Raw genomic sequence first — 11,993 nt, 5'->3', positions numbered from 1 at the left:
AGTATCGAAATAAGTCCTATGGCATCACAACCTCAAATCAAATCTTCTGACAAAAAAACGGCACAAATAAGTATTCCACCGCACTCACTTGAGGCTGAACAAGCCGTGTTGGGTGGCATAATGCTGAGCAATCAACATTGGGACGGCATTGCTGAACGTGTGATTGCTGACGATTTTTATACTTTTCAGCATCGTCTAATTTTTACAGAAATGGAACATCTCATGCGTAATCAATCGCCTATTGATTTAATTACGCTAGATCAAGCCTTAAGAAGCCGTGGTGTAAGCGATGAAGTGGGAGGATTTGCCTATCTAGCAGAGCTTTCCAATAATACGCCGAATGCCATTAATATCTTGGCTTATGCCGATATTGTGAGAGAAAAAGCCATATTACGAGAACTTATTTCGGTAGGAAATCGCATTGCAGAAAATAGCTATTCTCCTAAAGGGCAAGACATCAAGTTAATTCTTGATGAAGCTGAGCGTGAAGTGTTTGCGATTGCAGAAAAACGGACCACTTCTAGCGAGGGTCCACAAAATGTGATCAATGTGCTGGAAAGTACTATTGAAAAAATCGATATTTTGAGCAAACTTGAAAATCATTCAGGCGTAACGGGCATTACGACCGGTTTCACCGATCTTGATAAAAAAACGGCAGGTTTACAGCCTTCTGACTTAATTATCGTTGCAGCACGTCCGTCAATGGGTAAAACCACTTTCGCCATGAACCTTTGCGAAAATGCCGCAATGGCAAGTGAAAAACCCGTTTTAGTATTTAGTTTAGAAATGCCAGCAGAACAAATTATGATGCGTATGATCGCATCGCTTGCCCGCGTTGATCAAACTAAAATCCGAACAGGTCAAAATTTAGATGAAATCGAGTGGAATAAAATTGCTAGTGTAGTGGGAATGTTCAAGCAAAAAAATAATCTTTATATCGATGATTCTTCAGGTCTAACGCCTACTGATGTTCGTTCCCGTGCACGCCGAGTTTATCGTGAAAATGGTGGATTAAGTATGGTTATGGTGGATTATTTGCAATTAATGCGTGCACCCGCATTTTCAGATAACAGAACACTAGAAATCGCAGAAATATCCCGTTCCCTCAAAGCGCTTGCCAAAGAATTACAAGTGCCAGTAGTCGCGCTTTCTCAATTAAATCGTACTTTAGAACAACGTGGAGACAAACGCCCTGTAAACTCAGATTTACGTGAATCAGGTTCCATTGAACAAGATGCAGACTTGATTATGTTTATTTACCGAGATGAAGTCTATAACGATAACTCAGAAGATAAAGGCGTTGCAGAAATTATTATTGGTAAGCAGCGTAACGGTCCAATTGGTCGAGTGCGGTTAAAATTTAATGGACAATTCTCACGCTTCGACAATCTCGCCGAACAACGTGAATATCATGATGATTATTAAGGAATAACAATGAATGTAAAACCGGCGACAGCGAAAATTAGCTCGCACGCCTTAAAACAAAATTTAGAAATAATTAGACAAAAAGCACCAAATAGTAAAATCATCGCCGTGGTTAAAGCAAACGCCTATGGTCACGGCGTTGTGTTTGTTGCATCAACTTTAGAACAAAATGTTGATTGCTTTGGCGTGGCGCGTTTAGAAGAGGCTTTAGCATTACGCTCCAACGGTATTACTAAACCGATTTTATTACTTGAAGGCTTTTTTAATGAACAAGATTTGCCCGTCTTAGCGGTCAATAATATCGAAACTATCGTACATAATCGTGAACAATTGGATGTACTAAAACGTGCGAATTTACCTAGTCCAATTAAAGTTTGGTTAAAAATAGACACCGGCATGCATCGTTTAGGTGTTGCATTAGATGAAGTGGATTTTTTCTATAATGAACTTAAAAAACTTCCATATATTCAACCGCACTTAGGCTTTGTCAGCCATTTTAGCCGCGCTGATGAATTAGAATCCAATTATACCCAACTTCAAATCAACCGTTTTTTATCCGCCACAAAAGATAAACAAGGTGAGCGTACTATTGCGGCATCAGGCGGCATTCTTTTCTGGCCTGAATCTCATCTGGAATGTATCCGCCCTGGTATTATTATATATGGCATTTCACCAACCGATACCGTTGGCGCTGAATTTGGTTTAACGCCAGTGATGAACTTAGCTTCATCATTGATTGCTGTTCGCGACCATAAACAAGGTGAACCAGTTGGATATGGTGGTATTTGGACAAGTTCACATGATACAAAAATCGGCGTTGTGGCTATTGGCTATGGCGATGGATATCCTCGAGATGTGCCTGAAGGCACGCCTGTTTATTTGAATGGTCGTATTGTGCCAATCGTTGGAAGGGTTTCAATGGATATGTTAACCGTTGATTTAGGACCTGATAGCCAAGATCAAGTAGGTGATGAAGTAATTCTATGGGGTAAGGAATTACCTATTGAAACCGTAGCTAAATTCACAGGAATTTTAAGCTATGAGCTAATTACAAAATTAACACCGCGTGTTATAACTGAATATGTTGATTAATCTGTTAATCACTGCATTTTCTGAAGACAGGGATTCACTCCCTCTCTAATAGAAATCCTAGAAAGTGCGGTTAAAATTTTGATTATTTTTAATGAAAGGAAATACCATGAAAAACATTAATCCGACTCACACCCATGCGTGGAAATCTCTCGAAGCACATAAAGCTGAATTGTCAAACACCACCATCCAAGATTTATTTAAACAAGAAAAAAATCGTTTTGACGATTATTCTTTAACATTCAATAACCAAATTCTTGTAGATTTTTCTAAAAATAACATCAATCAAACAACCCTTTCACATCTTCGCCAACTTGCTCAAGAATGCTCTCTTGATAGCGCAAAAGAAGCAATGTTTACTGGTGAAAAAATCAATCGTACTGAAAATCGGGCAGTACTACATACCGCACTTCGCAATCGCGCTAATACTCCAGTGCTTGTTGATGGTAAAGATGTCATGCCTGAAGTCAATGCTGTGCTAGCTAAAATGAAAGATTTCTGTCAGCGTATTATTTCTGGTGAATGGAAAGGCTATACAGGCAAAGCGATTACGGATGTCGTGAATATTGGTATTGGTGGCTCTGATTTAGGTCCTTATATGGTAACTGAAGCACTTCGCCCATATAAAAATCACTTAAATATGCACTTTGTTTCAAATGTCGATGGTACACATATTGCGGAAACCTTAAAAAAAGTCAATCCAGAAACGACGCTTTTCTTAGTGGCATCTAAAACTTTTACCACTCAAGAAACCATGACAAATGCGCAAAGTGCGCGTGATTGGTTACTGAAAGCAGGGAAAGATGAAAGTGCGGTTGCAAAACATTTTGCAGCATTATCAACCAATGCTAAAGATGTAGAAAAATTTGGTATTGATACCAATAACATGTTTGAATTTTGGGATTGGGTTGGTGGTCGCTACTCGTTATGGTCAGCTATTGGTCTTTCAATTGCACTATCAATTGGCTTTGAAAATTTTGAAGAGTTATTGGATGGCGCGCATGAAATGGATAAACATTTCCGATCTACTCCAATTGAAAAAAATATTCCTACCACTTTAGCATTAGTTGGTTTATGGAATACTAATTTCCTTGGTGCACAAACAGAAGCGATCTTACCTTATGATCAATATTTACATCGCTTCGCAGCCTATTTCCAACAAGGTAATATGGAATCAAATGGTAAATATGTCGATCGTGATGGCAATGTTATTAACAACTACCAAACTGGCCCTATCATTTGGGGTGAACCAGGTACAAACGGACAACATGCGTTCTATCAATTAATTCACCAAGGCACTACTTTAATTCCTTGTGATTTTATCGCGCCGGCCCAAAGCCATAACCCATTAGCAGATCATCACAATAAATTGCTTTCTAACTTCTTCGCACAAACAGAAGCATTAGCATTCGGAAAAACAAAAGAGGAAGTAGAGGCTGAATTTGTAAAAGCGGGTAAATCTTTAGATGATGTAAAAAATATTGTTCCATTTAAAGTATTCACTGGTAATAAACCAACTAATTCTATTCTCGTTCAAAAAATCACGCCATTTACCTTAGGGGCATTAATTGCTATGTATGAACATAAAATCTTCGTACAAGGTGTGATTTTTAATATCTTTAGCTTCGATCAATGGGGTGTAGAACTAGGCAAACAACTTGCAAACAGAATTCTTCCTGAATTAACAGATTCTGAAAAAGTAGCAAGCCATGACAGTTCAACCAATGGGTTAATTAATCAATTTAAAGCATGGCGTTAATTGTTTATTTAATATAAAAGATTTAAACAATTATAATTTTATATCAAGGACTAAATTCTATATTTATTATAGGATTTAGTCCTTTAAATTTATCTTTAAGATGTTATGAATAGACGTAAAAACTTTTAATTAATTTTTTGTATTTTTTATAATAAAAAATCAGCGCCTTAACAGATTAAGACGCTGATTAATAATATATTAGGCGTTAATGCTATTAATTATAGCACAGAAACATTTAAGTTTGAGCCACTAACAATACGAACTCTGCGACCAGTTACAAAACTACTGTCAGCTTTTTGAACAACAACGATCTCTTGACCATCATCTTTCTTAATTATAAGTTCAGCACCGTTTACTTGACTCATTTTTTCTTCGATTTTGCTTCCAGCTGCTGCACTGCCGATCACTCCAACTACTGCAGCAATAGCTTGACCACGACATCCGCCAATTGCACTACCTGCAATACCACCTAAAGCACCACCAAGCGTACCAACAACACCTTGATTATCAGCTTGGATTTTAACAGGACGCACAGAAACAATCATACCATAAGTAATTGAACGAGCTTCTTTAGCTTGAGATGCGCTATAAACATCACTGCTGAAAATATCAGTATTCGCACAACCAGTCACACTAAAAGCAACTAACAGTGCTAATGCCATACTTGTTTTTTATATGCTATGTTCCCTCTGAAAAGGAATTAAATTGGATTTCTCGGAGAAAAAGTTGAAATGTTTTTAGTATTACCATTGTCAGATACTAAAACACAAGCACCAACAACTAAGGTTGAATCATATTTGTGAGTAAGCACAACTTGCTCACCTTCTTGTTGATTACCTGAACAATTATTTTTACGGATGGTTAATTTAAGATTTTCACCTTCCATTTGGCTAAAAACGATTTGACCTTTATAAGCATTTTCACCTTTTTGGAAAGAAGAACAAGCACTTAAACCCACAGCTGCTAAAACTGCTAATGCAAGAGATAATTTTTTCATTTTGCTAAACCTCGAGTATTTTCTTTATAGAATAAGGATGAACCTTAATACAAGTATGATTTGATGTTTTATCAACAAAACTTACTGCAATAGATGGATTAAGCAATCTTTCACCATCAACTTTAGGCTCGCTCACTTTAATGATTAATTGAGCTAATTCGCTCCATAAAAAACGCATATTAATACGCTGTACCCATTCATTTATCGATTCATTCGGTAAAAATGGCATTACAACCTCGATATGCTCCCAACCTTCTACAGGATACTGCTTATTTTTAGGGAACGGTAGTTCAATAACATCAACGAACTGATTAGCGAATTTCACTGCCTTTTCTAACTGAATTAGATAAATCTTACGTCCATTGACAATGTTATCGGATAAAATTCTACCGTATTTCAATAAAAGTGTCAGCCAGTTTTTTGCATTTTGTTCATTATTTACACGTACGGCAAGGTGATCAATTTCATAATTTGAAAAATCGATTGACATCATTTGAGCTAATTGTTGAATTTTTTTTTCAAATTCCGCCAAATCAGAAAAAAGTGCGGGTGATTTTTCCTGTAAATTTGTCATTTTGTCCCTTTGAGAAACTCATAAAGAACGGTATCATAGCCGATTATTTTCATTATTCAATTTGAACATAGGAAAAAACGTGAATATTCAATCTATTTTATCCGACAAAATCAAACAAGCTATGATTCTTGCTGGAGCAGATCAATCTTGCGATGCGCTTGTTCGTCAATCAGGAAAACCACAATTTGGCGATTACCAAGCCAATGGCATTATGGCTGCGGCGAAAAAATTAGGTTTAAATCCACGAGAATTTGCTCAAAAAGTTTTAGATAATGCTCAACTATCTGATATTGCAGAAAAATTAGAAATCGCAGGGCCGGGCTTTATTAATATTTTCTTAAATCCAACTTGGTTAACAACTGAAGTTTCAACTGCGCTTTCCCAAAAGAATTTAGGCATTCAAGCTACAGATAAGCAAACTGTTGTGATTGATTATTCATCTCCAAACGTAGCAAAAGAAATGCATGTTGGTCACTTGCGCTCCACTATCATCGGTGATGCGGTTGTGAGAACCCTGGAATTTTTAGGTCACAATGTCATTCGAGCAAACCATGTTGGTGACTGGGGAACGCAATTCGGAATGCTTATTGCTTATCTTGAAAAAATGCAAAACGAGCATGCTAGTGAAATGGAATTACAAGATCTTGAAGCCTTTTATCGCGAAGCCAAAAAACACTACGATGAAGATGAAGTATTCGCAGAAAAAGCGCGTAATTATGTTGTGAAATTACAAAGTGGTGATGAATATTGCCGAGCGATGTGGAAACGTTTAGTTGATATCACCATGCAACAAAATCAGCACAACTATGATCGCTTGAATGTGACTTTAACCGAAAAAGATGTGATGGGCGAAAGTCTTTATAATCCTATGTTACCAGGCATCGTAGAAGATCTTAAAAAACAAGGCTTAGCTGTAGAAGATGATGGTGCATTGGTTGTTTATTTGGATGAGTTCAAAAATAAAGAAGGCGATCCAATGGGCGTAATCGTTCAGAAAAAAGACGGCGGTTTCCTTTACACAACAACCGATATTGCTGCAGCAAAATATCGTTATGAAACATTAAAAGCTGATCGCGCACTTGTTTTTTCAGATACTCGCCAAAGCCAACATATGCAACAAGCTTGGTTAATTACTCGTAAAGCAGGTTATGTACCAGACAGTTTCTCTTTGGAGCATAAAAACTTTGGGATGATGCTTGGTAAAGATGGCAAACCATTTAAAACCCGTACCGGTGGAACGGTGAAATTAGCCGATCTATTAGATGAAGCAATTGAACGCGCTACTGTATTAATTAATGAAAAAAATACAAATTTATCTAATGATGAAAAAGAAGCCGTGATCGAGGCTATCGGTATTGGTGCGGTGAAATATGCAGATCTCTCCAAAAACCGTACTACTGATTACGTTTTTGATTGGGATAACATGTTAGGCTTTGAAGGTAACACTGCACCTTATATGCAATATGCTTATACCCGAATTCGTTCGATCTTTAATAAAACAGATATAAATTCGACCGCACTTTTGGCTGCATCTTTAACGCTTGAAGATGATAAAGAAAGAGCGCTTGCAATTAAACTTCTACAATTTGAAGAAGCAGTGCAAACAGTCGGAAAAGAAGGCACACCACACGTCCTTTGTGCTTATTTATACGAACTAGCAGGCATATTCTCGTCATTCTATGAACATTGCCCAATTTTAAATGCTGAAGATGAGTCCGTAAAATTAAGCCGTTTGAAATTGGCATTATTAACGGAAAAAACCTTAAAACAAGGTTTAGAGTTACTCGGTATTAAAACCGTAGAAAAAATGTAATTTAGATAATTAAAATCCCTTTCTTACGAAAGGGATTTTTTATGCTTATTTACAGAATAAAAAAAGTGCCCCAATGGGGCACTACTCGGAAAGCAAAATAGATGTCGGCTATTTAAGATAGCACTTGTTTTTAGTGGCTTCAGAATAAAGAAATCCGATCAGTTATGCAAATACATATTTTTAGATTTGTGAACTTGGTCACGATTTTTTTATAAAAAAACTAAAAACAAATATATTTCTAATAAAGTGCGGTAAGATTCTATTAAAATATTTCCGCACTTTACGCCCCTACTTTAGAGAATATTCTTTTCTCCACGAGACACACTAATCAATCCAGAACGAACAATTTCCAACAATGTGGTTTCCTCCTTCAACGCAGAAATAAATGCATCAATTTTGTCTTTAGTACCGCTTAATTGGATTGTATAAGATTTTGGTGTGACATCTACAATTTGTCCACGAAAAATATCAGCTAAACGTTTAATCTCATCGCGAGATGAACCTACTGCCCTTACCTTCGCTAAAACAATTTCTCGAACTATATGCTCTTGCTCACTCAAGTTAATGACTTTAAACACATCCACCAATTTATGGAGTTGTTTCTCAATTTGTTCCAATACTTGAGCATCGCCCACTGCTTCAATAGTCATTCGAGAAAGTGTTGGATCATCCGTTGGCGCCACTGTCAAACTTTCAATATTAAAGGCTCGTTGGGAGAATAAACCAACAACACGTGATAAAGCACCAGACTCATTTTCGAGTAAAACAGATAAAATTCTACGCATTAGTTTGTCTCCTCTTGAGGTTTACTTAAAATCATTTCATTCATTGCGCCACCACGAATTTGCATTGGATACACATGCTCAGATTCATCTACATTAATATCCACAAATACTAATTTATTTTTAATACTGAATGCTTCTTTCAATTTACTTTCAAGTTCATCGGGTGTAGCAATTTTTATACCGACATGACCGTAAGATTCAGCCAATTTCACAAAATCAGGCAACGAATTCATATAGGTTTGCGAATGGCGACCAGAATAAATCAAATCTTGCCATTGTTTTACCATACCCAAGAAATGATTATTCAAACAAATAATGACAACAGGAATGCCATACTGGGTTGCGGTAGAAAGCTCTTGAATATTCATCTGAATACTTCCATCGCCAGTCACACAAACAACTGTTCCTTCCGGATGAGCCAATTTCACGCCTAATGCCGCGGGTAAACCAAATCCCATTGTGCCCGCGCCACCAGAGTTAATCCAATGACGAGGCTCATCGAATGGATAATGTAACGCTGCAAACATTTGATGTTGCCCTACATCAGAAGCCACATACGCCTGTCCTTTAGTAAGACGATATACCGCTTCCATGACTTGTTGAGGTTTAATCACGCCAGAAGTGCGGTCAAATTCCAAACATTTTTTTGCTTTCCATTGGTTGATTTCTTGCCACCAACTTTCAAGATCCGTTTGAGATTTCAATCCCTCTTCATTCAATAAACTCAAAAATTCTTCCAATACATTTTTCGCATTTCCGACAATTGGAATCGCTGCTGGAACATTTTTAGAAATCGAGGTTGGATCAATATCAATATGAATAACTTTAGCATTTGGGCAATATTTTTCTAAATTATTTGTTGTGCGATCATCAAAACGAACGCCAATCCCCAAAATAAGATCACTTTCGTGCATTGCCGTATTAGCTTCGAAAGTACCGTGCATCCCTAACATGCCTAGGAATTGTTTATCTGTACTTGGATAAGCCCCTAATCCCATTAATGATGAAGTAACTGGCAAATTTAAACGTTGTGCAAACTGAATTAACTGTTTACTACATTCAGCAGCAATTGCGCCACCACCGACGAAAAGTATTGGTTTCTTCGCCACTAAAAGTGCTTTTAATGCTTTTTTAATTTGGCCTTTGTGCCCATTTACTGTCGGATTATAAGAACGTAACTCTACAGATTCAGGGTATTCATAAGGATATTTAAAATTCGGATTTACAGTATCTTTTGGAATATCCACCACAACAGGCCCTGGACGACCGGTTGAGGCAATATAAAAAGCTTTTTTCAAAATAGACGGAATATCTTCCGCTTTTTTGACAATAAAGCTATGCTTTACAACTGGACGAGAAATCCCCACCATATCACATTCTTGGAATGCATCTCGGCCAATTAAATTACTCATGACCTGACCAGAAATAATGACCATAGGCACAGAATCGGTATAAGCCGTTAAAATCCCAGTGATTGCGTTTGTTGCTCCAGGCCCTGAAGTCACTAACACACATCCAACTTTACCTGTAGAACGTGCATAGCCATCCGCCATGTGCACAGCCGCTTGTTCATGACGAACTAAAATATGTTCTATACCACCTAGTGTATGAATTGCATCATAAATATCTAATACTGCCCCACCAGGATAACCAAATAAATACTCTACGCCTTCATCGCGTAAAGATTGAACGACCATCTCTGCGCCAGATAACTTCTTCATTTTTTACTCCTAAAACGAACCGCACTTTCAAAAGTGCCCATGCTTTGTATCAATGATTTACATCATACTAAGCAAAAATTTTTTGTCTAGTCTGTACAATAGCTAAAAACACAAACAAAACAGAATAAAAAATCAACCAATGGAAAAAATTTAGATTTTTATAAAAAAATAAAATTAAAAAACAAAAAAAATGCGACCTTATGTCGCATTTTATAAATTTATCAAAATTTTATATTTTATTTAGATTTTTGAGCAAGATCACATTTTTAACGTTTTTTCACTGCAAATACGATTAAAAATAATGAAACCGCCGTCGCTGCAAAACCAGCTAAACCTGAATAAGTGAATCCAACTACGATGTAACCGATAGCCGTTGCAGTTGCAACTGTTGCAGCATAAGGAAGCTGAGTAGTCACATGATCCATATGGTTACATTTTGCACCAGTTGAAGATAAAATCGTTGTATCCGATACTGGCGAACAGTGGTCACCACATACAGCCCCCGCCATTACGGCTGATAAACAAGGGAGTAATAATTCTGGCGCTGCATTTGCAGCCATAGCCGCTGCAATTGGTAACATAATACCAAATGTACCCCAGCTAGTACCGGTTGAGAATGCCATTGCAGAACCAAGAATAAATAAAATTACTGGTAAGAATTGCATTGGGATATTACCAGAAACAAGAGAAGATAAATATTTACCAGTTTGCATATCTCCAACGACTTTATTAATTGTCCACGCAAAGAATAAAATTGCGATTGCACCAGCCATTGATTTAATACCTGCGATCCAAGAGCGTGCATATTCTGGAACACTTACTTGACGATCAATAATAATCAATAAAGTAGAAACTAGAATCGAACAAGTGCCACCCACAACTAAAGAGGTTCCAACAACAGTATTTTCAAATGCACCTAAAATGCTAAATTCTTTACCGTCCGCTGCTAATGCTGATGCACCGGTGTGAATCATCATTGTAACCGTTGAAAAAATTAAAACTAAGATAGGTAATACGAGATTACGTACGTGACCTTTTGCCCCCGTTTCTTCTTCTAATTCATCTTCAGAATTTTCCAAAGCTAATTTTTCATGGCGTGCCATTGAAGCAATATCGAAAGAAAAATATGCCACAAAGAACACCATGATAATTGAGAAAATTGCATAGAAGTTCATTGAGCTCATTGCCACAAATGCACCAATTGGTGTGTACTCAGTGATCGAATAAGTCGCTAATAAACCGCCTACTAAGGTAATAATGTATGCACCCCAACTTGAAACTGGCATCATGACACACATCGGCGCTGCCGTTGAATCCAAAATATAAGCAAGTTTCGCACGAGAAACTTTAAAACGGTCTGTCACTGGACGAGCAATTGCGCCTACAGCAAGACTGTGGAAATAATCGTCAATAAAAGTAACAAAAACTAATGATGCAGCTAATAATTTAGCACCACGACGACCTTTAATACGGTTTTGTGCCCATTCAGCAAATGCATGATTACTACCTGATACAGTTAAAAGTGCGGTTAAAACACCAAGCAATAATAAGAACAAGACAATGTTCATATTAGAGTTAATTGCGCCATCAGCATAAACAAGTGAAATCACGTTGCTTGATAGATAACTGAAAGATGAGCCAATATTCCAGCCACCTAACATTAACGCACCAACAATAATCCCTGCGCTGAGAGACACCAATACACGACGAGTTGCAATGGCCAAGACAATCGCCAATAAAGCTGGAATGATTGACCAAACTGAGGATGAAAAATCGATAAGTTCCATTAAGAGATACCTACAATTAATGGAGAGAACGGAAAGCAAAGGA

General features: G+C 37.3%; 10 protein-coding genes. 4 read left to right on the top strand and 6 right to left on the bottom strand.

The genetic code is table 11. The annotated features are described in order from the left end of the window. The first annotated feature begins 18 nt into the window (after positions 1 to 18). From DV427_RS07365 to pgi, 3 genes are all read left to right on the top strand, one after another. Entirely contained in the window at positions 19 to 1,425 is a 1,407-nt protein-coding gene (locus DV427_RS07365) for a replicative DNA helicase (RefSeq protein WP_162790288.1), read from the top strand. Positions 1,426 to 1,434: 9 nt separating this feature from the next. Beyond that, complete coding sequence (alr, locus tag DV427_RS07360; protein ID WP_114891850.1) at positions 1,435 to 2,517, top strand: alanine racemase; 1,083 nt, start codon at positions 1,435 to 1,437, stop codon at positions 2,515 to 2,517. Between the two features lie 106 nt (positions 2,518 to 2,623). After that, on the top strand, positions 2,624 to 4,273 hold the full coding sequence (gene pgi, locus DV427_RS07355) for a glucose-6-phosphate isomerase (RefSeq protein ID WP_114891849.1): 1,650 nt from the start codon (positions 2,624 to 2,626) through the stop codon (positions 4,271 to 4,273). A 218-nt stretch (positions 4,274 to 4,491) separates the two neighbouring features. Here the strand turns inward: pgi and DV427_RS07350 are convergent, their stop codons facing one another. The 3 genes from DV427_RS07350 to DV427_RS07340 are packed head-to-tail and all read right to left on the bottom strand — an operon-like array spanning position 4,492 to position 5,844. Continuing rightward, complete coding sequence (locus DV427_RS07350; protein WP_114891848.1) at positions 4,492 to 4,935, bottom strand: outer membrane lipoprotein; 444 nt, start codon at positions 4,933 to 4,935, stop codon at positions 4,492 to 4,494. 38 nt (positions 4,936 to 4,973) lie between these two features. After that, entirely contained in the window at positions 4,974 to 5,270 is a 297-nt protein-coding gene (locus DV427_RS07345; protein WP_114891847.1) for a hypothetical protein, read from the bottom strand. Between the two features lie 4 nt (positions 5,271 to 5,274). Continuing rightward, a complete protein-coding gene (locus DV427_RS07340) occupies positions 5,275 to 5,844 on the bottom strand; it encodes a VOC family protein (protein WP_114891846.1) in 570 nt (189 codons plus the stop codon). A gap of 79 nt (positions 5,845 to 5,923) precedes the next feature. On the opposite strand from DV427_RS07340, the gene argS reads away from it, so the two are divergent. Further along, a complete protein-coding gene (gene argS / locus DV427_RS07335) occupies positions 5,924 to 7,657 on the top strand; it encodes an arginine--tRNA ligase (protein ID WP_114891845.1) in 1,734 nt (577 codons plus the stop codon). A 293-nt stretch (positions 7,658 to 7,950) separates the two neighbouring features. Here the strand turns inward: argS and ilvN are convergent, their stop codons facing one another. The 3 genes from ilvN to DV427_RS07320 form a co-directional block, all read right to left on the bottom strand. Continuing rightward, the gene (gene ilvN / locus DV427_RS07330) at positions 7,951 to 8,442 is read right to left on the bottom strand and encodes an acetolactate synthase small subunit (RefSeq protein ID WP_005626246.1); all 492 of its coding nucleotides are present in this window, start codon (positions 8,440 to 8,442) and stop codon (positions 7,951 to 7,953) included. Beyond that, positions 8,442 to 10,163, bottom strand: coding sequence for an acetolactate synthase 3 large subunit (locus tag DV427_RS07325; RefSeq protein WP_114891844.1), 1,722 nt, complete (start codon positions 10,161 to 10,163; stop codon positions 8,442 to 8,444). The genes ilvN and DV427_RS07325 overlap by 1 nt, the downstream gene beginning before the upstream one ends. A 266-nt stretch (positions 10,164 to 10,429) precedes the next feature. Further along, positions 10,430 to 11,950, bottom strand: a complete 1,521-nt coding sequence (locus DV427_RS07320) for a Na+/H+ antiporter NhaC family protein (protein WP_162790287.1) — start codon at positions 11,948 to 11,950, stop codon at positions 10,430 to 10,432. Positions 11,951 to 11,993 lie beyond the last annotated feature (43 nt).

The organism is Haemophilus haemolyticus (genome assembly GCF_003351405.1).
In the GTDB taxonomy this organism is placed as follows: Bacteria; Pseudomonadota; Gammaproteobacteria; order Enterobacterales; family Pasteurellaceae; genus Haemophilus; species Haemophilus haemolyticus_N.
The sequence above is the reverse complement of the archived record's forward strand: the minus strand, read 5'-3'. Positions and strand labels throughout refer to the sequence as shown.

Excerpts from the sequence above, each read along its gene's own strand:
- ilvN (WP_005626246.1), bottom strand. The coding sequence starts at position 8,442 with ATGCGTAGAATTTTATCTGTTTTACTCGAAAATGAGTCTGGTGCTTTA.
- pgi (WP_114891849.1), top strand. The coding sequence starts at position 2,624 with ATGAAAAACATTAATCCGACTCACACCCATGCGTGGAAATCTCTCGAA.
- DV427_RS07345 (WP_114891847.1), bottom strand. The coding sequence starts at position 5,270 with ATGAAAAAATTATCTCTTGCATTAGCAGTTTTAGCAGCTGTGGGTTTA.
- DV427_RS07340 (WP_114891846.1), bottom strand. The coding sequence starts at position 5,844 with ATGACAAATTTACAGGAAAAATCACCCGCACTTTTTTCTGATTTGGCG.
- DV427_RS07350 (WP_114891848.1), bottom strand. The coding sequence starts at position 4,935 with ATGGCATTAGCACTGTTAGTTGCTTTTAGTGTGACTGGTTGTGCGAAT.
- DV427_RS07325 (WP_114891844.1), bottom strand. The coding sequence starts at position 10,163 with ATGAAGAAGTTATCTGGCGCAGAGATGGTCGTTCAATCTTTACGCGAT.
- alr (WP_114891850.1), top strand. The coding sequence starts at position 1,435 with ATGAATGTAAAACCGGCGACAGCGAAAATTAGCTCGCACGCCTTAAAA.
- DV427_RS07365 (WP_162790288.1), top strand. The coding sequence starts at position 19 with ATGGCATCACAACCTCAAATCAAATCTTCTGACAAAAAAACGGCACAA.
- DV427_RS07320 (WP_162790287.1), bottom strand. The coding sequence starts at position 11,950 with ATGGAACTTATCGATTTTTCATCCTCAGTTTGGTCAATCATTCCAGCT.